At 42.3% G+C, this 25,929-nt stretch carries 30 protein-coding genes; 6 read left to right on the top strand and 24 right to left on the bottom strand.

Annotation, left to right across the window (positions count from 1 at the left end):
- Window positions 1-10 precede the first annotated feature (10 nt).
- From AB5935_RS09720 to AB5935_RS09640, 17 genes are all read right to left on the bottom strand, one after another.
- Window positions 11-772, bottom strand: a complete 762-nt coding sequence (locus AB5935_RS09720; protein ID WP_038608923.1) for an amidohydrolase — start codon at window positions 770-772, stop codon at window positions 11-13.
- Between the two features lie 262 nt (window positions 773-1,034).
- A complete protein-coding gene (locus AB5935_RS09715; protein WP_038612212.1) occupies window positions 1,035-3,350 on the bottom strand; it encodes a DEAD/DEAH box helicase in 2,316 nt (771 codons plus the stop codon).
- Between the two features lie 342 nt (window positions 3,351-3,692).
- Window positions 3,693-5,417 carry an ATP-binding protein gene (locus tag AB5935_RS09710; protein ID WP_038608921.1) on the bottom strand — a complete coding sequence of 575 codons (1,725 nt, stop codon included), beginning with the start codon at window positions 5,415-5,417 and terminating at the stop codon, window positions 3,693-3,695.
- 127 nt (window positions 5,418-5,544) lie between these two features.
- Entirely contained in the window at window positions 5,545-5,961 is a 417-nt protein-coding gene (locus AB5935_RS09705) for a hypothetical protein (protein ID WP_038608919.1), read from the bottom strand.
- A gap of 12 nt (window positions 5,962-5,973) precedes the next feature.
- The gene (locus tag AB5935_RS09700; RefSeq protein WP_120053302.1) at window positions 5,974-6,846 is read right to left on the bottom strand and encodes a YjbH domain-containing protein; all 873 of its coding nucleotides are present in this window, start codon (window positions 6,844-6,846) and stop codon (window positions 5,974-5,976) included.
- Window positions 6,847-6,851: 5 nt separating this feature from the next.
- Window positions 6,852-7,127, bottom strand: coding sequence for a hypothetical protein (locus AB5935_RS09695; protein ID WP_038608915.1), 276 nt, complete (start codon window positions 7,125-7,127; stop codon window positions 6,852-6,854).
- A complete protein-coding gene (locus AB5935_RS09690) occupies window positions 7,124-8,230 on the bottom strand; it encodes an MraY family glycosyltransferase (protein WP_038608913.1) in 1,107 nt (368 codons plus the stop codon). Before AB5935_RS09690 ends, AB5935_RS09695 begins: the two co-directional genes overlap by 4 nt.
- 454 nt (window positions 8,231-8,684) lie before the next feature.
- Complete coding sequence (locus AB5935_RS09685; RefSeq protein WP_038608909.1) at window positions 8,685-9,782, bottom strand: glycosyltransferase family 4 protein; 1,098 nt, start codon at window positions 9,780-9,782, stop codon at window positions 8,685-8,687.
- Between the two features lie 18 nt (window positions 9,783-9,800).
- Window positions 9,801-9,965 (bottom strand): hypothetical protein, encoded by a 165-nt coding sequence (locus AB5935_RS09680; RefSeq protein ID WP_227235867.1) that lies wholly within the window; start codon window positions 9,963-9,965, stop codon window positions 9,801-9,803.
- Window positions 9,966-9,972: 7 nt separating this feature from the next.
- Window positions 9,973-11,079 (bottom strand): glycosyltransferase family 4 protein, encoded by a 1,107-nt coding sequence (locus AB5935_RS09675; protein ID WP_038608907.1) that lies wholly within the window; start codon window positions 11,077-11,079, stop codon window positions 9,973-9,975.
- Between the two features lie 68 nt (window positions 11,080-11,147).
- Window positions 11,148-12,179 (bottom strand): EpsG family protein, encoded by a 1,032-nt coding sequence (locus tag AB5935_RS09670; RefSeq protein WP_038608905.1) that lies wholly within the window; start codon window positions 12,177-12,179, stop codon window positions 11,148-11,150.
- Between the two features lie 33 nt (window positions 12,180-12,212).
- Window positions 12,213-13,007 carry a glycosyltransferase family 2 protein gene (locus tag AB5935_RS09665; RefSeq protein ID WP_051926254.1) on the bottom strand — a complete coding sequence of 265 codons (795 nt, stop codon included), beginning with the start codon at window positions 13,005-13,007 and terminating at the stop codon, window positions 12,213-12,215.
- A 33-nt stretch (window positions 13,008-13,040) separates the two neighbouring features.
- A complete protein-coding gene (locus tag AB5935_RS09660) occupies window positions 13,041-13,805 on the bottom strand; it encodes a glycosyltransferase family 32 protein (protein WP_038608903.1) in 765 nt (254 codons plus the stop codon).
- Between the two features lie 26 nt (window positions 13,806-13,831).
- The gene (locus AB5935_RS09655) at window positions 13,832-14,284 is read right to left on the bottom strand and encodes an acyltransferase (RefSeq protein ID WP_051926253.1); all 453 of its coding nucleotides are present in this window, start codon (window positions 14,282-14,284) and stop codon (window positions 13,832-13,834) included.
- A 30-nt stretch (window positions 14,285-14,314) separates the two neighbouring features.
- Window positions 14,315-14,590 (bottom strand): hypothetical protein, encoded by a 276-nt coding sequence (locus tag AB5935_RS09650; RefSeq protein WP_368327413.1) that lies wholly within the window; start codon window positions 14,588-14,590, stop codon window positions 14,315-14,317.
- 28 nt (window positions 14,591-14,618) lie between these two features.
- Window positions 14,619-14,792, bottom strand: a complete 174-nt coding sequence (locus AB5935_RS09645; RefSeq protein WP_165861705.1) for a hypothetical protein — start codon at window positions 14,790-14,792, stop codon at window positions 14,619-14,621.
- Between the two features lie 17 nt (window positions 14,793-14,809).
- Window positions 14,810-14,962, bottom strand: a complete 153-nt coding sequence (locus AB5935_RS09640) for a hypothetical protein (RefSeq protein WP_165861706.1) — start codon at window positions 14,960-14,962, stop codon at window positions 14,810-14,812.
- A gap of 125 nt (window positions 14,963-15,087) precedes the next feature.
- Between AB5935_RS09640 and AB5935_RS09635 the strand changes: the two genes are divergently transcribed.
- The gene (locus AB5935_RS09635) at window positions 15,088-16,128 is read left to right on the top strand and encodes a hypothetical protein (RefSeq protein ID WP_038608901.1); all 1,041 of its coding nucleotides are present in this window, start codon (window positions 15,088-15,090) and stop codon (window positions 16,126-16,128) included.
- Window positions 16,129-16,262: 134 nt separating this feature from the next.
- Window positions 16,263-18,170, top strand: a complete 1,908-nt coding sequence (locus tag AB5935_RS09630) for a bifunctional DNA primase/helicase (RefSeq protein ID WP_038608900.1) — start codon at window positions 16,263-16,265, stop codon at window positions 18,168-18,170.
- A gap of 146 nt (window positions 18,171-18,316) precedes the next feature.
- Here the strand turns inward: AB5935_RS09630 and AB5935_RS09625 are convergent, their stop codons facing one another.
- On the bottom strand, window positions 18,317-18,556 hold the full coding sequence (locus tag AB5935_RS09625) for a DUF4248 domain-containing protein (protein WP_007845481.1): 240 nt from the start codon (window positions 18,554-18,556) through the stop codon (window positions 18,317-18,319).
- 275 nt (window positions 18,557-18,831) lie between these two features.
- Between AB5935_RS09625 and AB5935_RS09620 the strand changes: the two genes are divergently transcribed.
- From AB5935_RS09620 to AB5935_RS09605, 4 genes are all read left to right on the top strand, one after another.
- Window positions 18,832-19,305: an HU family DNA-binding protein gene (locus AB5935_RS09620; protein ID WP_007845482.1), complete on the top strand. Its 474-nt coding sequence runs from the start codon at window positions 18,832-18,834 to the stop codon at window positions 19,303-19,305.
- Between the two features lie 76 nt (window positions 19,306-19,381).
- Window positions 19,382-19,486, top strand: a complete 105-nt coding sequence (locus AB5935_RS09615; RefSeq protein WP_007845483.1) for a smalltalk protein — start codon at window positions 19,382-19,384, stop codon at window positions 19,484-19,486.
- Between the two features lie 9 nt (window positions 19,487-19,495).
- Window positions 19,496-19,909: an N-acetylmuramoyl-L-alanine amidase gene (locus AB5935_RS09610; RefSeq protein WP_007845484.1), complete on the top strand. Its 414-nt coding sequence runs from the start codon at window positions 19,496-19,498 to the stop codon at window positions 19,907-19,909.
- Between the two features lie 26 nt (window positions 19,910-19,935).
- A complete protein-coding gene (locus AB5935_RS09605; RefSeq protein ID WP_007845487.1) occupies window positions 19,936-20,244 on the top strand; it encodes a hypothetical protein in 309 nt (102 codons plus the stop codon).
- A gap of 148 nt (window positions 20,245-20,392) precedes the next feature.
- Here the strand turns inward: AB5935_RS09605 and AB5935_RS09600 are convergent, their stop codons facing one another.
- The 6 genes from AB5935_RS09600 to AB5935_RS09575 all read right to left on the bottom strand — a co-directional run.
- Window positions 20,393-21,280 (bottom strand): hypothetical protein, encoded by an 888-nt coding sequence (locus tag AB5935_RS09600; RefSeq protein ID WP_007845489.1) that lies wholly within the window; start codon window positions 21,278-21,280, stop codon window positions 20,393-20,395.
- A gap of 9 nt (window positions 21,281-21,289) precedes the next feature.
- Complete coding sequence (locus tag AB5935_RS09595; RefSeq protein ID WP_227235871.1) at window positions 21,290-21,871, bottom strand: hypothetical protein; 582 nt, start codon at window positions 21,869-21,871, stop codon at window positions 21,290-21,292.
- A gap of 55 nt (window positions 21,872-21,926) precedes the next feature.
- Window positions 21,927-22,244, bottom strand: coding sequence for a hypothetical protein (locus tag AB5935_RS09590; protein ID WP_227235870.1), 318 nt, complete (start codon window positions 22,242-22,244; stop codon window positions 21,927-21,929).
- Window positions 22,241-23,659 carry a lipopolysaccharide biosynthesis protein gene (locus tag AB5935_RS09585; protein ID WP_007845493.1) on the bottom strand — a complete coding sequence of 473 codons (1,419 nt, stop codon included), beginning with the start codon at window positions 23,657-23,659 and terminating at the stop codon, window positions 22,241-22,243. The genes AB5935_RS09590 and AB5935_RS09585 overlap by 4 nt, the downstream gene beginning before the upstream one ends.
- Before the next feature lie 492 nt (window positions 23,660-24,151).
- Window positions 24,152-25,453 (bottom strand): cytidylyltransferase domain-containing protein, encoded by a 1,302-nt coding sequence (locus AB5935_RS09580; RefSeq protein ID WP_007845495.1) that lies wholly within the window; start codon window positions 25,451-25,453, stop codon window positions 24,152-24,154.
- Window positions 25,454-25,470: 17 nt separating this feature from the next.
- On the bottom strand, window positions 25,471-25,929 hold a 459-nt coding region (locus tag AB5935_RS09575; protein ID WP_368327412.1), incomplete at its 5' end, for a CBS domain-containing protein.

The following is a 25,929-nucleotide window of genomic DNA, read 5'->3' as shown; positions in this document are numbered from 1 at the left end:
ATTAATTGTTTTATATCAATGTAAAGGGGTCGGCATCATCCAGTACCGGAAATTTCTTCCGGAAAGCCTGCAATGCCTCCATATCTATATCAGCCGACACCGCGCTTTCCCTGCTCCACGGACATTCGGCTATCGTCTTTCCGTAGGGATCGATGATGGCGCTGCCACCCGAATATTCACAGGCAGGATCAACTCCCATGCGGTTCACTCCGGCTACATAACACTGATTTTCAATAGCCCGCGCACGAAGCAGCGCGCTCCAGGCATCCACACGGGGGGTAGGCCAGCTTGCCACATAAAGTATCATGTCATAATCACCCAGGTTACGTGCCCAAACAGGGAAGCGAAGGTCATAACATACTTCCAACAGGATACGTACCCCACGGAAGTTCACCACCACACGCTCCGTACCGGCGGTGAAACGCTTGTGTTCGCCCCCAAAGATAAACAGATGCTTCTTATCATAATGCTGCACGGCTCCATCCGGATGGACAAAGTAAAAACGATTATAATAATTTCCATTCTCACATACCGCTACACTGCCTGCAATAGCACAATTCCGCTCGGCTGCCTTACGCTTCATCCAGTGAAGTGTTTCGCTGTCGGCGCTCTCCGCAATTCCTTCGGGTTGCGTACAAAAACCGGTGGAAAACATTTCGGGTAAAACAAACAAATCAGAATCCGGCAGACAGCTTATTGCCTCGTCGGCCCTTGCTACATTGGCCTGAGGATTGGCCCATTCTATATTTCTCTGTAGAATTGTTATTTTCATTGTTTTTCATATTATAAGACCCACAAAGGTAACAAATATAATAAGATAGCAAGCATTTTATTACTAACTATTTCCTTTCACGCCCCTTTTTCTTACATGTTTTCATAAATATTCCCTATTTATTCCTCATAAAAAAAGAGTATTCTCGCTATAAGAATACTCTTTTTATAATCAGCCATGTCTAAACAAACAACTTGGCAAGATTGGCAAGAAAACAAAAGGAAAGGAATCTATTGACAGAAAGAAAATAGTTCGGGATTCTTCATAGTTTTATCGTCTTCACCTTACCGGGGATAATAGTCAGTCTCACCGTTCCGTCACCCTCTATCTCCACCTTCTGGTATCTGGCTTCCACTACTACCTTGCCGTCCAGGGCCATCAGTCCCCATTGGCATGCATTTTCCTCAAAGGCGCAATAACCACCGACGGGTGGACAAATGTTCCGGTAATGGGGAGGCACTACGATACGTTCACCCAATTTCAGCCCCCACTTCACCCCCATCCGGAAAGGCTGGACATCCCTTATCTCCTCCAGTCTCCGTTGTCTTTTTTCCTCCGCATTCCGCTGCTGCCGCCGAATGATTTCCTCCGCGCGCCGTCCGGCTTCCTCCTTCAGCCTCCGCACCACAGAATCAAAATCCTTCTCTCCGGTTTTAGGTACATTACAGGCTATATATCGCTTCTTTTTTCCTTTTTCCGCATGATAATAGTTCCCACTCTCGTCCATCACCACGATACTACGGTCCGCCAGGTGACCACAACACCAGTACACCTCCTCGTCATCTCCTTCCAGCAGACAGGTAAAAACATCAAAGACCGTAGACCATACCGAATCCACCAACTTGCAGTTTTTCGGAACACGATAGTCGGGAATCTTCAAGTAAAAACCGTAAAAACAAAGACTATCCTTATGCAACCCCTGCGTAGAGGCATAAGCCTTCCGCGTGCGACTATGGAAGGTTTCCCCCACCTTCAGCAATTCCACGTTGCCATAGTCCTCTCCACCATAAGAAAACACGACCGGCTTCTCCCGGTAAGTCCGGCTTGTTTTCAGGTCGATGTAAGAATCAGTACCGTCATCACCCGTGACGCCAAGGAGCTCCCCTTTCATAAACCTCAACCTCCGGCCGCGGTCTATTATTATCTCCGGCTTTCCGGAGTCATCCACAACGCTCACCCGGCCATCTTCCAAACGAACTGCCGCCCGGTTTCCACAGATATCGAACACTTCCCGATACTGAGGCATCATCGTCATTCTGTTTCCACGTTTCAGCCCCCACAGTCCGCTACGCCAGTCATGGAAAGCTTTTAGAACGGAATGTGCCCTCTGTTCTGCCTGTTTCTCTTCTAAATAAAACGAGTTCCGGTTCCTGATAACCTCCAGCAACTGTCCATGTGTCATCACGATTTCCAACTCTTCATCCCGCTTGTCATTCTCCGAGGACGGACAGGACACGGGCAGCCTGTTTTCTGTTCTTACCCGGGACAGGGCGTTGCCCATCATCCGTCCCTCGAACATCGCCTCCCAATCCCGGTCACGGACGGGCAGACCGAATATCCGGTGCAGGCCCACATTGTCTATCAGCATACAGGACTCCTTGTCACCAGATTTCCTCAGTCCCCGTCCCACCTGTTGCAGATATTTTACCAAGGAAAGTGTGGGACGCGCCAGCTGCACGAACTCCACATCGGGACAGTCAAAACCCTCGGAAAAGATATCCACATTGACCAGCACCCTGATTCGTCCCTGCTTGAATCCCTCCACCAATTCCCTCCGCTCCGAAGCAGGAGTCTTGCTGTCGATAGCTACGGCCTCCACCCCGTGCGCACTGTAGCAGGCGGCTATCTGCCGGGCATGAGCTATACTGACAGCATACACAATTCCTTTTTTTCCGTTGGCATACTTCTCGACACTCTCATACAACCGCCGGATGCTGACCTGGCGGTTCAGCACCTCATTCATTTCCTTCACCTGATAATCTCCGTCCGCCCCACGTTTCTTCAATGAATTTATCATCCGCTGCTCCCTGCTGTCTGCACGGATGGACACGTAATCGAAAGCCGACAGCCAACCTTTTCCAATGAATTCCGCAATGCTCCATGAGGTAATCAGCGTATCAAACAAATCGGTGAAGCCTTTACCATTCAATCGACAGGGTGTGGCGGTCATGCCCAGTTTCCTCGCTTCCGGATATCTCTTCCAAAGTTCTTTGTAAGTCTCCGCCAGTGCATGATGCGCCTCGTCAATGACGATCAGTCCGGGGGATTCCTCCATATTCTTCCAGTTACGTGACAGCCACTGGATGGACAGCACCTTCACCGTTCCGGATTCTTTTCCCATTCCATACCGGACCACGGTTTCCTCTATCTGTTGCACCAGCTCCCTGCGGTGCGCCACTATCCAGACACAGGTACCGGAACGGTGGAGGAATTCCCTCACCACCGCCGCCAGCAGATGAGTCTTTCCTGTGCCTGTAGGCATTTGCACCATGACACTCTGATGAAACTCCCACTCCTTAAAGAGCCGGGACTTCATTTCCTGCTGGTAGTCACGAAGACTGTTGTTTTTGCAATACATAGGCGGATGCCGGTCGCCACCGACAACAAAAAAAGGAAGAGGGCATGTCAAAACTAAAATAGTCTATCATTTTGTCATCCTAAGGGAACGCTAGTGAAGGATCTGTTTGCAATCACTTGATGTATACAGATTCTTCGCTTTGGCTCAAAATGACAAGCTAATTAATAGCACTATCGGAGTTTTGACACACTCTCATAAGTTTTTTTCAACTAAAATATCAATAGAGATGCGTTATTATGACCTTAAACGCAAAGAAAGAGATTACAGTATTATCGTAAATACTGTTCTTCTAACCAATTATATCTAATCTATTTAACTGATATACAGTTGTCGCATTTCTCACTATACTTCTTCCATCCGCATCAAATCCCAACCCGAGAATTGCATCACAATCTTGTGCATCTGCGTGCCTTGGCGCAACGCCTCCACTCTTGGCGCACGAGCATAGCTGTCTATCTGCTCCACAGCTTGTTGCCATTGCTCCGCAGCCTTTGCCTCGAAATCTTTCTTCGGCAGATATTTCAGTTCCACTATGTAGCTGTGCTTGGACTGATAGTGTGTCAGGTTGGGCAACAGGAAGAAATCACAGTAGCCGTGGCTCAATTCCAATTCAGGGGCGGTGATGTAATAATCGTTCAGGCTCAGATAAGCCATAAAGAAGCCCTGGATGCTGCGCTCGCCCTCGATGGAGTCACGCACAGAGGACAGGTTTTTATAAGCATCAGCGATGTATTGCAACGCTTCCCGCCACTGACCGTCGAAGGACATCCGGGTGAACAGAGTCAATAAGGAAGATATTCGTATTCCACTGTACTCGTTATAGCCTTCCAGCAGATATTCATAATATTGTTTGCGCACATTGTTGTTCGGAATGCACAGAATCAGCTGCGAACCATACGTACCCTTTATAGTCAGCATACCATAATAGAACAGCAGACTGGGGAAAATATTAGGATTGGTCAGGTCTTTGGCAGGGAAGGACTCTTCCACTTCGGTTATGATCTGCCCCTCTTCAACAATACGACGGATAACACCTCGGCGGTCACCGTCCAGGCGGTCCAGTTGAAGCAGTTTTTTCAGCTTGTTGTAATCGGTTTTCGTATTGGGGTCAACCATACGCTCGGGCGAATGGCCGCTATCCATGTATTGGCGAATGTAATAGAGTACCATATCGCAATTGAACACACGGGCTTCCTGCTTCAGGCACTCCTTGGCAAAACAATAATTGTCATACCACGGTTTCATTTCCGTCAGCATCGCCTCCACGTAACTTTCAGCAGGCAGCATACCCACTTCTTTATAGTAAAGGAGCATGGCACGCACATCCTCGGTGCTGAAGCCCAGCATCTTGTCGAACTTGGGGTTCATGGACAAGTGCCAGCCGATATTGAAGCCGCTGGTCAGGTCGTCCAGTGTCACGGGACTTACGCCTGTCATGAAGATACGCTCGAACATGCCCTTGAACTTCTTGAACACATCGCGGTAGAAGCCGCTGGCATGGGTGATGGCATGGTAAACCTCCTCGCCTTTCTCGTTAAGCACGATGTTGGTAAAGTTGTCGTATTCGTCAATGATGAGATAAAGAGGAATGCGCAGCCTTACTGCACTGTTGCGTATCAGGTCCAGTTTGTCGGCCATCTGCCGGGTCTCGAAGAACGCTTTCACTGTTTCCTCAGGATAGTCATCCCGATAAGTGTGCATGAAGTCGTCCAGCATCAAACTGCAATAATCATTAAAACGAGCCGAAAGCTGTTCAATGTCTCCTCCCACCCGTGAAAAGTCCAGATAAAGCATCTGATACCGTCCCCGGAGCGATGTGGGATGTTCATGAACCCAAAGCCCACCGAACAGGGAGTCGAAACGGTCTGTCATTGCCTTGTCATAGTAAGCTTGCAGCATACTGATGAACAAGCTCTTGCCGAACCGACGAGGACGGATATAAAACAGGTTGTCCGGCTGCTGCTCCAGCAAAGACAAATACATCGTCTTGTCTACATAATACAGATTCCTTTCTCTCACCGTCACAAAGTCGGACACACCGTAGGGCACTTGCTTTATCTCTTCCATTGCTTCATTTCACGTTTATACAGCAACATTGCTTGTTACAAAGTTATATAAACAATTCCAATCAGGCAAAGGTTGCGGACGAATTATCTTCAGATTGCCTGTTGTAGCAAGTTGAAAGTTCTTTTTATTAAAACCGATAATCGCATAGCGACAGAGGAATCCGGTATTTCTTCAGTTTATCTATTTTTACTATTGTCCCTATTTTCTTTGTCGGCAGGTAATAGCAGAACAGAGGATTTCCGGCTGTTTGCCCATAACCTATCAGTACTTTATCCACCTTTTGTCTTAAAGAAACAGCAGCGTCATCCAATCGGCATTCTTCTTCGCGCGTTTGTGGAAGCCATAGACACAACAGTTTCAGTTCCTTACCATCCGAAGTCTGAATGACAAGAGTTTGTTTTTGTTGCAACTCACAATGAAGCACAGCACGGTTGTGGCTAATAAACTTGCAAGCCATACCGGCAAATGTTTCATTATCTTGCGCTGATAAAAAAGAAATAAAAAGAAAAGAGAACAAAAAGAAAAGTTGAATTTTATGTAACATATTATTACGTGTTTATTTCAGGTGTACTTTGAACACGATACCGCCAGAGAAGTATTTGCAGCGATTCAGTTCTACTATGGCATTAATGTAGTCTTTCCAAAAGCTGTATTCCATACCTACATTCACTTGATATTTCGGACCATTGGGATTGAATGTCAAGTTCTCTTTCACGTCTGTATAACCGGGAACGACCTCAGCCATTAAATTGACTCCATTAACAGCTTTTCGTGCCCATGAGCCATTTTCTTTCAAATGAAATCGGAAGTTCGCACCCATAGCAGGATTATTCAATTTATCATCGAAACGGTTACTATATATCCACGAAATGTGCGCACCTAACGTACCTATATTATCAAAATAGACATGTTTGGTTATTGCCAGATAATAACGATTCCAAAAGCCATTACCATAGTCTTGTTCCTGCTGATTGGATAAGGAACCGCCATTCGCCGAATCACCTATCGCGTCATTGGCCCCTATCACCACTTGAGGTGTCCATGATTTCCACCAACCTTCCTTCCACACCCGCAGGCGAAAATGAAAAGAACGGTCCTGGTTGGTGAACTTGCCATACGTAGACGGAACCCAATAGCCGGAGTTATTGCCATAATCCGTAGGAACTGCCTTATGACCAGTACACAGATATCCGGCTTCCAGCCAGGGAAAAATAGTTATATTGATATAATAGTTCCATGTATCATACCACCAACGGGGTACTGTGGCATGATGATTCAGCCAGTTGCCACCTGCCATAAAAGTCTTGTCACGCTGCATGTCGGCAGTAGGAAGATTCATCAATCCTGTCGTGCCATAATTTATTTGGGCCGTTACTGTTTGTACTATAAACAGAAACAGACTGATAAAACAATGTTTTATTACCCTCATGCACCTCATTCTTCGAATTTGTTTTTTAACCGATACCGCTTCCATTTCTTCTTCTCCTCATGTCGCATTATCATCAGCATCAATTTTACGTCCATCAATAGAAAATAAGTGCCACCCACCATCATCAGCAGCCACCAACCGTATTCCTGCCAGACAGGCGTCTCGTTTACCACATAGTATACTCCTGCCACTCCCAGCCAGAACAGCAGGGTAAACACCAGCATACGTTTCCATATCAGTTTTACTGCAAAATGATAAAGGCGGAAAGAAGGAACAATCATATTTGGGAAATATTGCGTTGTGAAATTAACTTGCTGATATAAAGATTCATCAGTGCCCATACGGCCACATCACAGAGGAACAGCACCGTATTGTTCAGGTAGCTGACCAAAAACACATTGGAAGCACAAAACAAAAACGAAATGCATAGAATGGAAATCATCGCTTTACGCGGTGTGAATCCCATGGCAAGAAACTTGTGATGAATATGTGTCTTATCCGGCATAAAGGGGTCTTTACCACGACGTACACGGCCTAGGACCACCCTTACCACATCCAGGCAGGGAACTAACAATACACTGAAAGATATCAATATGGCACCTTCATAATTAATACCCGCTTCATACGTATTCATAGTGTATTGCACTGCCAGGAAACTTAATATATAGCCCAAGGTAAGACTTCCTGTATCTCCCATAAAGATTTTCCGTCCTCTATCCGCATTTCCAAATACATTATAAAAAAAGAACGGCAGCAACACTCCCACGGTAGTAAAAGCCAGCAATGCACTCATCCATCTGTCATCAATGACAGCCAGTGTGCCAAAGACGGACAATGCCACCATACTCAGTCCCGATGCCAGACCGTCAATGCCGTCTATCAGGTTGATGGCATTGGTAATAAAAATCACCAGCACCAAGGTAAGAGGAATACCGATGAAAGCGGAAACGGCATGGATACCGAACAGCCCGTAAAAATCATTGATATAAAGCCCCGCCAACGGAAACATGAAGGCTGCAATCAATTGCACTATAAATTTCTGACGATAGCGAACTCCTATCAAATCATCCGCAATTCCCACAATATACAGCAATGTCAACCCTGTACACATAAACAGTATCTGTACCCAATGTTGGCCTGTATCCACTAAGGAGACCCATCCTGTCATATAACAGATTCCTATCAAGAAAGTTACAGTAAACAAGATGGCCGGGAAAAAGGACACTCCACCCAGCCGGGATACCGGTTTTTTGTGCACCTTCCGTGCGTCCGGAGTATCAAACAGACGTTTACGAAGGGAAATGATTAAAATACGGGGAATGATGATACGGGCAAGGGCTACGGCTATGAAAAAGCCACAGAAGACCACAATAAAGTTTAGCATAATGTGTTAGTTTAAAATGCCTATAATGAAATGAGTGCTCAAATAAGAGCATAGCTATTTTGTAAAGCACTCTCAAGAGTGCCTTACAAAAAAGGAGCAATAAAATTCGTTTGGGATAATTGATTTTCGGGATTATTCAGTCATCTCCCGTTATATATATTTACAAAGAAGTGGAAATCGTTGCAGTTCTTTTTAATATGCCGCATTCATTATCATAATACAGCAGCAATTTTTCTTACTTTGGCAAGTCGCTCTGCAAAAGACTTGTCTCGTTTAGTTACCAGCATGTCATAATCAGCCTGCAGCCTCAAGAGTAAATAAGCAGGAATGTTCAAAGCCTTTTCACACAAGAGGGCAAACTTGGTATTTACGGAACGTTTCCCTCTCACGCAAAGAGAGCCAATTTCTTCGGAATCCGCAAATAAGTTGATTGTTTTTATACTTACATTATATTTCAGCTGCCTATCACCTCCTCATAATGCTTCAGCACAATATCCATGCTGAATTCTTTCTGCATTTTTTCTCTTCCTTTCTTTCCCATTTCCATACGCTGTTCGGGAGTCATCCGGATGATTAATTCCATGCAATGCGCCAAATCTTCTGCATCTTTCAGTTTACAAAGGAAACCATTGACACCATCGTCTATCACTTCCTTACAACCCACTCCATTGGTCGCAACCAATGGCCGTCCGCTGGCAGCACCCTCCATCAGCGTAAAAGGAATACCCTCGCGATAGAAAGAAGGAAGCACTACGCATGTGGAATCTTGAATAAAAGGACGTACATCTGTTGTTACACCCAAATAATCCACAACACCTTCCTTTACCCATTCATCCATTTGTTCTTTCGCTATAGCTTGGGGATTATCCACTCCGAGAAAGCCCAATAGCTTAAACCGCACATCAGAGTATTTTTGTTTCAGCAGTCTTGCCGCATCCACATAACCCCCCACTCCTTTGTCCCACAACATACGGGCAACAAGAAGAAAAGAAATTTCTTCAGGTTCTTCCACTACCGCGAAATGGCTGAGGTCTATCCCCTCACCCGGAAGGATATGCACCTGGGCTGGTTGAATTATCCGACCAGACACGAACGACTCCGCATCATCCTTATTCAGAAACCAGACGCTAGGCGAATTTCTAAAGGCAAATTTATAGAGTCTTTTGGCAATCTTGCTTATCAGATTATCCACTAGAAAAGTATAACCCAATCCGGTAGTAACAGGAGTATAGGAAATGCCTAATGAAGCGGCTGCCATACTGCCATATATATTAGGCTTAATGGTATAAAAAAAACAATAGTCAGGCTTTTCTTTAATCATAATCTGACGATAATGATAACACGTACACAAGTCTTTCAGTGGGTTATTGCCTTTAGCTTCAATATCAATTGGCAAAACCTTACATCCCAACGCTTTCAATTGCTGCTGGTAAGTTTCATCAAAAGGAGATACTACTACTACTTCATGGCCTTGCTTTAGAAAGTGCTCAAAAACAAGGCGACGAAAATTGTACATACTCCATGCTGTATTGCCAGAGAAAAGTATTTTCATAAAAACGATTATATTAATTTATTCCTGTTTCATATCGGGATGAAGCATCTGCCACATCTTTCCATCACCTTCACCTGCGGCTACTATCACTTCATGATTTTCAGAGAGTTTGTTTGACAGATTTATGACTACGGTCTGAGCACCGCCTAACTCGGAGAGAGTGATTATTTGGAGGATTCGCATGATTGAATTATTTCTTAAAGTTCAGATTATCCAATAATATAGCCGCTGATTTATCCCAACTTAAAACATTCTGAGCGTAAATCCGGGCATCAGCACCCATATCCAATATTTTAGATGGATTATTATAGAGTTCACATATTGCATCTGACAAAGCTTTTGGATTATTTGGAGGAATTATCAAGCCACAACCATCCGGAACTTGCTCTTTTAAGCCACCCACATTGGTTACAACCACAGGTTTCCCTAATGCAAAAGCAAGAGGAATCACTCCTGACTGTGAAGCTTCAATATAGGGAAGAATTATCAAATCAACAGATGACAACAACTTTGCAACTTCTTCATCACTAATCCACCTGTTGCAGATTTCCATAGAGTCCTTATATCTGTTAAACGAACCGACATATTCCTGACAATCCCCATTCCCGGCTACCAACAGTTTCAATTTTGGGTTTGTATCCTTTATCATACCCCATGACTCAAGCAGGACATCCAATCCCTTATATTTATTAATCCTTCCAAAAAAGCCTACTTTATTGTATATCTTTCTCTCGGTTGCTAAATCATTATACTTACTGTAATAGCTGAAGTTTGCATGGGGGATGATGCAAATATTCTTTTTAATGCCAGCTTTTTCCAGCTCTTTTCTAGAATGTTGAGACAAGACCACCAGCCTGTCAGAAAAGAATATATCTGCTTTATTCATCAACATGCTGAACAGATTGCTTTCACCCAAATGAGGGGCTACATCATGAATCACCTTTATTATTTTAATTTTCCGAGGCAGCAATGAAATCACAAGGTTATGCCAAGGATGAATCATGGGTGTAAATACATAATCAGGAGAATATTTTCTGATAATTCGTACTAATTTAGCGAACAGGCATATATTCAATGACCTGATAACAAAATCTTTTTTGTTTGTATAAGTATCAATCGTCACCAAGCTCAGATTCCTAAACTTCCTGCTCAACAGCATCCATTCATTTATATTCCCGCTATAGTTTGAAACAATAGCCAGAATCGGAACCTGTTTTTCCAGTAACGCTTGAGCAAATTCAATACTATAAACGGGTCCTGCGCCCCGGCGTCCCAAGTATAAAAGCACCAATCTCATTTTATTTTTGATATATAAAAGGCGAAGTGAATGTCATGACTATAGCCGATATAATTTCAGCCGATAATTCATAAGTCCGACTGCTCAAATATGGTTTGATATGGATAATACAATGATTTTTTATATTTTGCCCACTGCCCTTCTTTTGAAGAACTCATGTGAGCAGTGTAAATATAGAACCCAAAAATAAACAGCAACATAAAAACAAAGATGGGCTTAGGCATCCTCATACATTTACGAAGATGTGGAATCAAGATCAATATTGCCGAGAAGAAAAATGTGCAAAAGCGTTCTGCCATATGGGGATTCACGCTGAAAGATGCATAAAGTGATGCTCCTATGCAGGTATAAACAGCAAAGATATGTAACTGTTTTCTACACAATTTCTCATAATTAACAAGTGTGACTATTGCGAGTGCATATATCAAAAAACGAAGAAAAGAACCGCCTCCCATATTTTCGTTGACATACTTTTTAAAAACAACGAACAAAGGATTGCCTATGTCCAACAATGCTAATCTTTTAACAGCAAACTCTCCCCCTAATAGTCCGACTATAAAAAGAGTCCATAGCATTTTCCTCCCCATTCTCTTTAATGGCAATAACAGGATAACGGCTATCACACTGGAATAATGACACAAAAAAGCCAAGACTATGAATAGTATTTTCTTTTTCATCTTGAAATCGGGATGGCACATCAGATAGAAAATGACTGAATAAGCCATTGCTTGGCGGACCAACCCAAAACTGGCGCATAACAATGGTGGAAAGCAAATATAAAAGAGCGTACTTTCCGGATAGCAGTTCATCTTTTTTAATCCGGCAAGGAAAAAGCCAGCCGTCCAAAGGGAAGTTATAAAAAAGAAAACGGAAAAGTGGGTGTTATGGGCAACATCAATAAGCATGCGTGGTATAGGCTCTGTTTCCAGATTATTGTCTTGAATAATCTGGTAATATGAAAAATAATCAAACCCTATGCCATAACGCAATCCTACAAAAAGAGTTATCAAGAAGAAAGATATATTCAGTTTGTTAGCATTGCTTACATTAGAATAATTGACAAGAAATATCAAAAGAAAGAAAGTAAAATAGCCAGCCATTTTTTCTATTATTGGTTCCGCTTCTATTTGTTGCTAAATTATTTTATATCTCGCCAGTCTTCGCAATAGTGGACATAGTAAAAAATTGGGAACTATTGTTTTCACACTCCTCACCAGCCAACGCAGAAAAAGCGTTTTTCTTTCTGCCCAAAATATATTCTCGCCCCTTCTCTTCAAAATCAAAAAATGCTCTTTGGTTGAAGAAACATAATTTTCATAAGTCGCCCCTGAATCGGTAGGCGTCAAAGCTACTGTTATATCCACATAGCAAAAAGAATGACCAGACAGATAAAGGATAGACAACTGGTTATAATCTGCCGCGAATCGATATCTCAAATCAAATAAATATTTTTTCAGAAGGGATGTCCTTATAAAAACAGATTGATGAGAAAATATCATTTTTCTTTCAATTAATTCTAACGGTCCAGGTTTCATTATATATAAACCGTATTCATTAGAAACTGCCACATTACCATAATAAGCATCATGTTGAGAATCGTACTTTTCCATCAAATTACATACTTCTGCTATCGAAGAAGAGGCATAAAAAGTATCATTTACATTCATGAATAAAGTATATTTTCCCGCAGCAATCTTTATTCCTTTATTCATCGCATCATAAATCCCCTTATCAGGTTCACTCACCCAATAAGAGATCTTATCCGCATACTTTTTGATGATATCTACTGTATTGTCTGTACTCCCCCCATCAATGATAATATATTCAATATGGGGATAAGTTTGATTAATAACAGAAATAATAGTTTGCTCAATGGATGAAGCTGCATTATATGAAACAGTTATGACCGTAATTAAGGGACTTTCCATTTTTTAGTATTTGCGTATATAATCACATCGATATCACATTTTTCTAAAGAGCGCCGGATAATGTGTTACCAGCCATCGCTTTATTTTCCTTGGAAAAGAATAGTCCCTCCAACTCGAATCGCAAAAGTGCATTGAATAAGAATCAACTCTTCGTGTAGCCGAATTACCAGCAAAGACCCATGAAGGGTAAATATGAATTCCGTTACTTATAATTTGTTCTTTATCAATATATCTGAAACCATGTTTGACAGCAAGCATTGGCATGACAGACGGATTTATCAAATCCATGAAAAGTCCACCATCCTCACCAACAAAATGACGCGTACCAAAGAAGTCCATGCATTCTTTAATAAACGGATTGCCTTTTTCTGCGCCAAAAAGAGCTGCTAGCATACCTAAACCACAAACTTCATTACCTTCTTTCAAAGGAACACCATCTTTATTGATATCTTTTTTTCCATGAGCTTCAAAGAGAGCTGGATGAAACTCTACAGAGGTAAAGAAACCATTATTCAGAAACTCGTCAAAAGACTTGTAGACCATCACATCAGTATCCATATAAATCCCTCCTTCGGTATAAATGGCATAATGCCTAATGTAATCGGAAGCAAGAGACCACTTACAGTGTTCTATGGCTTCCTTCACCCAAGGCACTGAGTCAATGTCAAAATTATTTTCGCTCCAGCACTTAATTTCGTAGTCCGGCATAACCTTTCGCCAGCTATTAATGCATTTTGTTACAGAAGGAGTCTGTTTACCCCCTCCTAACCAGACATAATGGATTTTTTTAGGAATCATATTCAGATCTTAATTATTTTTCATTATTAATAAAACGGTAAATATCCACTACCATCAAACTCATATCTTAAATCTTCATTTCTCTTTCCTATCACCTTGGCGGGCACTCCACCAACCAAAGTATAAGGCGGGACATCCTTGGTCACTACCGCTCCGGCTGCCACCACCGCACCTTCACCAACGGTCACACCATGAAGAATAATAACATTCGGACCTATCCATGCACGATCTTTAACATTTATAGTTCCTCCCTTAATATTTGTACACCTAAAATAAGGATCATTATAATCATGCTGTTCGGTCCAGAAGCTGGCAGCGGTACTTACATTGACATTCTTACCTATGATGATACCTCCATGACGGGCATCGAGAATGGCTCTGTCTCCAATGATAGAACCTTTTCCTATGGTGAGCAAATGATGGTTGCGAATTTCCGCACCATAATAGATGATACCCCCCTTCGCAAGGTTGACACCCAAAAAATTTTTATAGAGCCAACGACGAATGTGTTAGGAGGGGATTCGTCCCGTCTGAAAGTCCATGTAGCGCAAATAACCTATGATGTAAGAAGCGGCTTTCGCTTTAATCTGCTGTATGAGCGATAGTTTGTATTCTGAAATTGGATCACCCAGCACGCTAAGATCGGTCTTTCTTCCGGCAACTTTCGCCGCATCTTTTTCCTTCTTCATCAACAAAACCACTTTAAGCGGTAATGCCAATAATGCGAAAACTATCCATTTGAAGAATAGCAATACTAATAATGTAACAATAAGAATTATCTCCATAATCGTTATCCTTTGATTTTAATTTCTACTATTTTTCTGTTTCCAAACACTTATTTCTGTTACTCCCCTCCACTTCATCCTTCTTCTCCCCCGTCAAATACTCCCATGAATTCTCCGTCACCACATTCCACCACTCTTCTTTCACCGCTTCTATCTCCTCGTCCAGTCCGCAATCGCCATAGTTCTCGACCAAAGGATGCATGATAGTGGCATAAAAATTCAGATTGTCAGTTTACCATTAAGAGCACTGTAATAACTATGTTCCGTCATGTGGATGGATTTACAAAACCCCTTTACATTGACACCACTGGCCTTTCTAAGGACTTTGATGCTCTCGGCCAACTTCTTCGTAGAAAATTCTCTGTCTTTCATTTTTTTCAGTTTAAATATTGTTAATAATACTATCTGTCTACTAATTGTCTGTCCACTGTGGACAGACGCGTCTATTTTTTCCTTTGTAACTTCGCTGCCATTATTACAAAAAAAACAAAGCACACATGGCTATAAAAGCATTGAAACAAAGCGTTTCCATCAGCGAGACGCAGAAAATGATCCATCAGTGGAAGGGACGGGGAATAAACGACCCCACCATAACCAAGTTACTGGACCTCTACCTGGGAATGCCCGCTTACATGAATTCCCAAGGTATCTATCCGCACTGCAATTTCTATGACATCCGGTTGTCACTCCGCTTTTCGTACACATCAACACTGGTCGCCGCAGTAACAAACTGCCTGTCATTCGGAATGATATGGGACGAACCACACACCAAAGTCATCGCATTTTACTCACCATTATGGTATCGCCAGGAGAATGGAAATCCAACGGAATCACCGCAGAATCCTGCGCAAGAAACACCGCAGGATTCTGCTTTTAATAGTAATATATTATATAATATAAATAATATATATCCTCCGGAGGATTCCCGTAAGGGATATTCCGCCGGAAACGGAGTACGAAACACAGAGGAAACAGATTCCCGGAAGACTCCTTCGGAAATTCCTGCGGAAACGCCTGACGGCGGAAAAACGTCACCGGCCCTGTCTCCCGCCACAGACTTCTTCCACCGGCTCAACGCCAGTCCCGAAGAAAAGCAGCGGGTACTGGTCCCACTCATCAACAGCATAGCCACCAGCCACCACTATACCCGTCCAAGGGCGTTACAAGGACTGGTTATCCTGGTGAACCAGTTTCTCATCCCTTACTTCGACTCCGATCCCCGCTTCTCCCGGGTCTCGCACACGGGAAAAATCATCTGGCTGCAAAACCTCATGAAGACACGCCACGGACAATCATTGATGGGGCAAGCCATTGCCCGGCTGGGCAGCGAACTGAACAAGGATCTGGAAGAAAAACATAGAAAACTCCGTGAATTCCGCCCCGTCTCACCCTTCGAGTGGAAGGAGTCCGACAAGAACATCCGTTATTACGATGATCCTATAGACGGAAAAGTGGAAATACCGGAGAATGCGCCGCCACGCCCTGCCGAAACCGCCATCTGGAACGTGCTGTCCAAAGAATGGGTAGACAATGATTAGTAGTTAGTGACGTTTTGTCATTCTGAGCTCGCGAAGAATCTGAATGCATCCACTTTATGTTTCCGGATTCTTCGTCCCTACCAATGACAAATACACCCGAATATTTATTTTTTAATTCTTAATTTTCAATTCAAATGAAACCCTATTATTCACTCTCAGACTTTCCGGACCGCAAGAATGCGGGAAAGAATTTCATCGCCCGATGCCCCAAATGCGGCACCATGCATCTGTATATCTCAAAAGCCAAAGGACTATATCATTGCTTCTACGCCGGATGCGACTTCAACGGCATTCTGACCGATTACTGCAAGGACAACCGTCCCATGTTCCCTTACAAAAAAGGAGATTCTCCCTCAAATACCGGAACATACCGCCCACAGGATAGCCGGAATGCGGAAAACTCCGTAAACGAAGTCCCCATGCTGCCGGGCGACTACAAAGCCCTCGCCCCCACCGTGATGCAAAAAATCAAGCCGCTGGACGAATCGCCCGACTGTACGGACTCCGACCAGTTGGCCGCACGCCGCTACCTGGCCGACCAGGGCATCTCCCTCACCACCGCCATTGCGGCACACATCGGCTGTCTGCGCCATTACTGCATCACCAAAAACAGTGAGGACAAGCGCGAACAGGCTTCCAGCATCTTTCCCTGCATCGCATACGTGAATTATGTGGACGGACGTCCCGTCAATGCCAAGTACCGCTCATGCAGCCCCATCCAGTCTCCAAAGCCCGAAGAGGGACAGCCCCTGACGTACAGCAAATTCTGGAGTCAGGATTCGCCCACCACACCGTGCGCCCCCTATAACATAGACTGCATCAACCCGCTGCTGGTGGAAGAGGAGATTATCCCCCGCCTCATCATCGTAGAAGGAGGAAAAGACGCGTTGACATTGATGGAAGCAGGATACCGCCATGTCATCAGCGTACCCTCGGGAGCGGCAAGCGACCTGGCAAAATGCTTCGAGGCCTTCATCCCCTGGCTGGACCAGGTACAGGACATCGTGATCTGCGGTGACTCCGACCTGCCCGGGCGCATACTGGTAAAACATCTTTCCGATTATTTCGGGGCACGCTGCCTTTTCACCATCCTGCCCGGAGGATGCAAGGACATAGGCGATGTGATGAAGCTCTACGGCACCGAAGTGGTGCGTAACGTCATAGACGATGCCTGTGCCTGCCAAACCACCGATATCATCACGGTGGAACAACGCAGGGAGGAAGTGATAAACGTGCTGCACGGCAAATACGACCATGGCTACAGCGTGGGCTACGGACCGCTGACCGACCGCGTTTTCCACCCCACCGACATAGGAGGCCTGATCATCATGACCGGAATGCCCAACAGCGGAAAGACTGATTTCCTGAATGACCTGACCAGCCGCATCATGCGCGACACGGAACGCTTCGTGTGCTACCTCTCCTTCGAGGTGCCGGACAAGGACAAGCATATCGCCCACCTGGTCCATCTGCTGCTGGGCAAAGCCAACACCACCGCCTATACCGACGAACAGCTGACGCCCTATATTGATTTTCTGAACACTCACATGATTCATCTGGATATGCACGAGGTGCCGCCCACTCCCGGAAATATCCTGCATCGGGCCGATCTGATACGCCGCAGGCATCCGTTGAAATATCTGGTTATAGATCCTTATCTTTTTGTAGAGGCGCAAAGCGGAAAGAACGAGACTGAGACCCAGAGCATCAAGTCGATGCTGACCCGTTTCCAGTCGTGGGGGCGTGACAACCACATCTGGGTAATCATTGTGGCGCATCCGCGCAGCCTGAAGAAAATAGACGGCAAGAACGAGATGGAGGACATCAACATGTACACCATATCGGGCAGCGCCAACTGGGCGAACCTGGCCGATTTCATCCTTTCCATCACTCGCATAAACGAACCCGACCGCGCCTTCACCCGTCTGGATGTATTGAAAGTGCGCGATCAGGAACTATGCCGCACGGGAACCGTGTACTACACCCGCCAACCTTGCGGACGTTACGAAGAGCACGAGAGCGAGGAGGAATGCGGTGGTTAGTGATTAGTGTGGTTAGTGAAGCTGCTCGGTTGGTTTTACACGTTAGCAAGCATAGGCTTATGCATAGGCAAGTATAGGCTTACGCATACGTATGCATAAGGCAACGCCACCGTATGCATGTACACGCACAGCCCACTAACCACTAATTACGGTCTTCCCAGATAATGGAAAATCAATCCCACTTGCACTGAATTGAAAATGCGTTGTCTGTCCACATAGCCCGAATCGAGCAGAGCCTGATAAAGCGACTTGTGATGGTGTATCCAGGCGGAAAGACGGTTCAACGCCGCCACGGGAGTAATATCGGGGGCGTACCCCATGGCCAGATCCCGTTTATAATAAGGTTTCACCGGCCATTCGCCGGAATACGCTTCTTCTTTGTTCATAACATTCACTTTTTTTACTACCATATTTCGACTTAAAATCATCAATTACCTATCAGTAATATTGCCAATTTCATATCGTTAATCTTTATAGCAAATGTAATGAAAATAGCTCACATATAGAAATAGTTCAAGACCTTTAATTCACTTTATCTCACCCTCTGTCACAGTGTGTCATACACCGTCATGCCGGTTTACGCCTCTTCACAACCCCCTCTTTCCGGAGTGTTATCTTTGTCATGTTCAATTCATAGTAACCATTTAAAAACAAAATGATTATGGCATTAAATTACAGTGTTTCATTGCGTCCCAATCCGCTGGACAAGGATGCAGCCCCCAAGGCTTACGCCACAGCACAAATCAACGGTGAACTTACCTTGAAACAGCTCAGCAAGCGTGTTTCTTCACAAACCACCGTGAGCCGCGCCGATGTGGTGGCCGTCCTTACCGCCACCGTGGACAATCTGCTGGAAGCCCTCACCGAAGGCAAACAAGTGGACTTTGGCGAACTGGGCAAGTTCCGTCTCCAGATAGCCAGTGTAGGTACGGAAAAACTGACGGATTTCACCGCTGCCCACATCACCGGGGTGAATATCCAATATGTTCCCGGTGAGGATTTGAAAACCATCTTCGGCGCACTGGAATTCCAGCCCGTAGCCAGCCGGGCCGCACAGGCAGCCGCACTGCGTGCCGAAAAAGAGGGAAAAGCCGTGGCAGACCTGCTGAAGACCAAAGACGAACCGGGAGTCTAAAGTCATGGAGGGAGGAGTAACTCCCTCCCCCTGTCTTGTTTATTCTTTAATGTATCACTCTTAAAACTTTATCTTTATGGAAAATCAGAAAAGAAAATCAACCTGGAGCCTCATCCTCAAAGTAATCATCGCAGTGGCGACCGCCATAGGCAGCGTCATAGGTATACAAAGTTGCATTTAGTCGGCCGGGATGCGTAAAATAACACTGATCATCATCCATTGTTCCGCCACCCCTGAGGGGCGAAACCTGGACTTTGAAGCCTGCCGCCACGACCATATCCACCACCGTGGCTTCAGTGACATCGGTTACCATTTCTACATCACGCGCAACGGCGAGATTCACCGTGGCAGACCGATAGAGAAAATGGGGGCGCATTGCAAGAACCATAACCGCCATTCCGTAGGCATCTGCTATGAAGGAGGCTTGTCTTCCGGCGGCGTACCCACGGATACACGGACGCTGGAACAGAAAGCCGCCATGCTGGCGTTGCTCCGCGAACTGCGAGAGCTGTTTCCCACGTCATTGATTGTGGGGCATCATGATCTGAATCCCATGAAACCGTGTCCATGTTTCAATGTAGTGAAAGAAATGGCAGGCATATAAATATGAATCATTAACCGCTAACTGATATGAAACTACTGATAGACCAACTGATAGTCCTTGACCGGGCTTTTTACCGTTATTATCTGGAGATGCTACTTACCCTGGAACACACCCATGCGCTTACTCCCTGGCAGATGTCCATACTGCTGTGGCGTGCCAAAATCTTCCATGTGGAAATCCTTTATCCGGAACTGCTGCGTATCAGCATCGGCAATGAACAGGAAAAGGATGAAATCCGATTCATGAAGATGTGGAAGCTGAAGGAGCTGGAAAAGGTGATGACCGTGTGGCAACGAAGACAGTGCCAAGAAATTAAAAGGGAAAAGTGGAGATAAGACTCTTTTCCATTTGCTTTTGAGAATGAGGGCAGGAACTTAGAAGGTTTCTGTCCTCTTTTTGTTAATAGTAAAAAGTCATTCAATATATGTAAGCACTAAAATGAAGATATACTTCTTAATTTAGAGCTAACCAATGGAAGCATTATTATAAGTCAATTTGTTTTCGTTCATAACTATCAATCAAAGAGCATTCTGTACAATTGACTATACGTACACCTTGAGACACCGCATAGGCAGCCATAATATCATGATTCTTGAAGACAGCCATTTTCTCTTCCAAATAATCACTCATGCGCCAAACTGTAGAATCCCATCGAAGCATAGGTTTCAATTCCACTTTATTTTTATCATAGAAATGGGTATCACAAATGCATAATTGATTTTTTGAATTAACGGTCAAAGAATCAAAAAATGTATGATCCACGCCATATAAATCAATCTCACTATAACCAGAGTTTATACCTACATAAATCGCCATCAAAGCAACTGTAACTACACTAGGCATTGACAAACCATGCCTATAGAAATAATGACGAAATTCTTCATAACCTGTATATACTGTAAGATTTAAGGGCACGATATGAATATGACTATTATGCAGACCGCTAAATGCCAAAAATTGTCTTTTCAAAGAAGCAGGTATATAAAGATTCATCTCCCAATCCACCTTCTTATTCAAATCATCAAACAACTTCATAACCCTATCATGATTGTGATTTTCTTGAAAGAACATAGGATCAGCCATACAAAAATGCTTTGGTCTAATCTGAGTAAAAATATCCATTGAACCAAAGAAATTCAAGACTATGAAGTCAGTATTCTTAAACTCATCCGTCGTCAATCTAGGTAATACATTCTTCATAGAAGGACCATTAGCAAGCATGGCCACTTTCCCTGAATACACTTTTTTTAGGGGATTTTTCAAATTACCTTTTGTCTGAAATAGCAAATGTGCAAGAAAAAAAACAAACTTAACAGTTTGTTTAACGAACGAAAAAGCACTTTTTATTTCTTTTTTTACCATCTTATCCATAATTTTTTGTTATTCTAATCTTTTTACCCGGCCAGATGCATCGCCCATCATCAAAGCTAAAACTTCTTCTTTAGAAACCTGATTGTAATCGCCTTTGATGGTATGCTTGAGACATGAGGCAGCAACGGCAAAATCAATTGTCTTTTGGTCATCACCTTCAAAAGAAAGCAAACCATAGATAAATGCTAGGAACATCCTTCCAATCGCTGTCACATAATCCCCAACCATCCATATTTGAAAATTATCACTTTTTAGAATTGGTTTGAGAAGAACCTCCCCATTATCATAAAAATAAGTTTTTTTATTGCACAACCGATTATTTCCATCTACACACATCGAATCAAAAAAGGTATGATCTACACCGTATAATCCAATTTGCTGATAGCCAGAATTGGTCCCAACATAAATAACCATATTCGCCACTGTTTGAGCTAAAGGCATGGACAAACCATGCTTATAAAAAAAATGTCGCAAGCATTCGAAACCCTTATAAGTTATGGTATTAAGAGAAACAAGCCGAATATGAGGATTAGACAATGCACTAAACACTTTAAAGTCATCCACAGAGCCTATAGGTGTATAGATATTCATATCCCAATCCACATTCCTGTTCAATACAGAAAAAAGATTTCTCACCTCCTTTTGCTTATGGTTTGGATGAAAAAAACATAGGGTCTGCCAGACAATAATGCTTCGGCTTGATTCTGGTAAAGACAGCTTCCATTCCAAAGAAATTCAAGACAATGAAGTCAGTATCTGAGAATTTATCCATTTGCAATTTGGGCAATACTTCTTTTAAAGATGGACCATTAGCCAAGATAGCTACCTTGCCTGAATATCTTCGGCTAAACGAATTATGCAACTTGCTCTTAAAAATCATTTCCACTAAAAACGCTGCAAAATTAATGGAATCCCGACCTATAGATAAACATTGTTTTATTATCCTCTTTATCTTCTTTTTCATTTCGCAATATATCTTTTAATGATTTTCCTTTTTAATAAATGAAGCAAGTCACAATTCAATAAAAGCAATAATCCTATCGTAATAAAACCTGCAACAAGACTATTCGCGCTACCCGTCAAACATACTGAAACTATATATATACAAGTCAACAACAGCATCAGTAACAAACGGGGGATATGGGTCAATTTTACATACGTCCAACTATACGCAACCCTTGAGACCGACATAACCATAAACGACAGGACAACGGACAGGACTGCTCCCCAAATACCCCACAACGGTATTAGCAAAAAATTGAAAACGATAGAAGATAAACCTCCATAAACACTTGAATAGAAAAAATATCTGCTCTTCCGGACAGCGGAAAAAGTACTCCCCGCCAATCCTGACACACAAGAAAAGAAAATACCCAATGTGAGTACGGGAATATATATCCATGCATCTAAATAATCTGATGAAGTAAAAAAAGAGACTAACCATTTACTGATAAATGTGACAATGACAAGCAACACCAAGAGTATTAAAAGCACACCCCGGAATATCTTATTATAGAAACTAGCGTAACCATCTTTGCCATATTCTTCTAATACGGATATCTGCCAGGAAGAAACAAATATAGTAAATATCATGGCTATAATTCCAGGAAATTTGTTTGCTACGGCAAACAGACCGATGCCATGTAATCCCACATACGTCTCCATTATAGGCCTGTTCAGTGCATTTACAAGCCACCACATCACACCGTTTGGAATCAAAGGCACAGAATATTGAAGCATTTCACGACAGTATTCATTATTCACACTACCCGGTGAACAATATTTGTAACTTCCCGAAAAGAAGAAAGAATACACGCCCGTAAAAAGATTTGCCAGAATAAGAGAAAGTACATAACCGACAACTCCCTTCAAAGGGATCAGAATGAATGAACAAATAGCTGTAAGCAAGGTCAATACGATTCCAGCCATTCCATAAACAATCATCTTATCAATGCTGCGTGTAAACTGCTGAAAAAACTGCTGCAAAAGTGTTGCTGCCATCAAACCGTATATCAACCAAAGATAATCCGTAAAACTGTTTGAAAAACCATATATGGAAGAAACAAAATCTACAGTCCCAAACAATAAGAAGGAGACAAAAAACGCCTGCAATACAAAAACAATACCTGAAGAGAAATATTGCTTTTGCTTCTCCACTTTCTGCCCTTTTGGAAAGATAAATATAGATTCTGCTATGCAACAAGAGACAATGCTAACCAGAAAACTGACATAGACATTTATTATATCGGTTACTCCGTAATCCTCAACTGATAGCCAACTAGTATAGAATGGCAACATAACCAAGCCTATAAGCTTACTGCCGGCATTGCCGATGAAGACCAAAAGCGTGTTTTTACCTAAACGCTTGTATTTGTTCATTTCTAATTAATGAATTATACGAGAATTTCTATAGAGACATACTTATCGTCTTTTCGAAATCAGGATAAGGAATCTCTTGAAATAATCCAGTACTGACACACCCTGCATCTTGTAAGTGGAGATGATGGTATGATATACCGCTGAGACATGGACCATCTTATCACTTCCGAAGAATAACGAATTCTTTCGCTCACCGGCTAAGAGGCAAATAAATCGTCCGGCAATGAAACTGTTGATTGAATAAAAGCCACCATTTAAGTAAGCAAACAGCTGAGTCCAAAAAGTATTCATATAAACCCGATACAAAGTCTCATCACAGTTCACGATAGCATCCTTCTTCAAACAGGTTATAAGGTACTTTGTTAAATATGCAGAATTTTTCTATCGAACCAATTTATAACGGACAAAAAGACGTTCAAAATCAGTATTACTATACATATACTTTGCCAATAAATTAGCTCTATAATTATTAGAACAAACGGATACTTTTTATTAAAATTCTCCTATTTTTTCAACAATATCTAAAGGATTAGAGTAACGAGCAATTTCACTAGCCACATTATTTTCCATTCCTATTTTTTCAATTATTGCTTTCATTATCTTATTTTCGTATGCAACAGGTATGACAACTACCCCATCATTATCAGCAAATATTAAATCAGAAGGTGAGATTGTTACCCCCAAAACATTAATAGTCCGATTAAAATTGGCTAAAGTAGCACGTTTACGCACGTCTTTACAGTTATAGCCTTTTGAAAAAACAGGATAATTCATTTTCATAACATTATCTCTATCACGAGTCACTCCACCAACAATCGTTGCAGAGGCCCCAGAACGGATGGATAACATTGTATTTAGTTCACCAAAATAAGCATAATCGGGACATTCATTTTCAACTACTATAATATCATTATCCGAAATCTCCGCATAAGATTTCAAAGCATCATAAATACCATGAAAATCTTCTCCTTTTTCTAGTTTTCGTATTTTCAAAGTTCGTGCACGCCCCAAAACCTTTGTACCCCCAATATTACATTTCAAACCTGTTATCACACAATTATATAAACCAATATCATCTAAAACGTCAGATAGCATTGCACTATTTACAAGTTTCTTTAAGAATTCCAATTTTCTATTTTCTAAAGATTTCAATCCCTTAGAAATTATCTCTGCCAATTCAAAGTCTAATGGATAATTCACATCAATAGCTTCAATAGGCTCAGCTTCTAGTAAATAAGGCTTTATACCATAACGGCGTTTCATATTTAATGCTACATCACTATTTGTTATATACAACCCCATTGTTTCTACGATTGTATCAGGTAAATCCTTACTATTTGGGATATGCATTCTATCATAATTGGGACCTTCTTTACTCCATGTATATTGTTTCTCATTTTTCACCAAAATAACAGAATCATAAAGATCACCCTGCTCCTTCAGTATATTGATCCCTTTTTCAATTGTAGAAGGTTTAATAAAAGGACTGGTACCTAAAATCTGTATATAAATATCAGCATTTATCTTTTTTGCTTCATTATAAAATAGACTGTGTCCGTCAGTTTTATTGGTAGCTAATTCTGGATCACGTTTCAAATAAATACAATTCGTATGTTTTGCAATTTCATAAATTTCATCTTTTTCTGTATCTAGAAAAACTTCATCAATAAAAGAACAACGTACGAGTTTTTCCAATGTATGTAAAAATAAAGGTTTACCGTTCATTAATGTTGTATTCTTATTTTTAATACGTTCACTAGAACCCTTAACTGGCAAAAAAGCAACTATTTTCATATCTGATTACTATTAAATTAAATCATACAATCTCTATAATCTATAAAACCCACAAAATCATTATTATCATCTAAAACTATTAATGTGTGAATTCTTTTCTCATTAAATAAATGTTCTATATCTACAATCTTTTCTTTCTCATATACTATTATTGGATTTGTTACCATAATATCTTTTACAACCATATCAAATGATTCTTTCTGATATCTTTGAAATGTTCTACGAATATCCCCATCAGTAATTAATCCAACTAAATGACGAGAGTTTAAGACAACTGCCATACCTAACCTTCCATCACTTATAATTGTCAGAGCCTCTGCTATTCTCATATCAGAATTAACAATAGGTAAATTATCTTTTCGCATCAAATCCCGCACATTAGTTAAAAGTTTTTTTCCCAAGCTACCCCCAGGGTGATATTGTGCAAAATCTTTAGCTTGAAAGCTACGTATTTTCATCAATGCACATGCTAAGGC

Source organism: Phocaeicola sp. RTP21198st1_B8_RTP21198_201120 (assembly GCF_040929485.1).
GTDB lineage: Bacteria > Bacteroidota > Bacteroidia > Bacteroidales > Bacteroidaceae > Phocaeicola > Phocaeicola dorei.
This window is presented reverse-complemented; position numbering and strand designations above follow the sequence as displayed.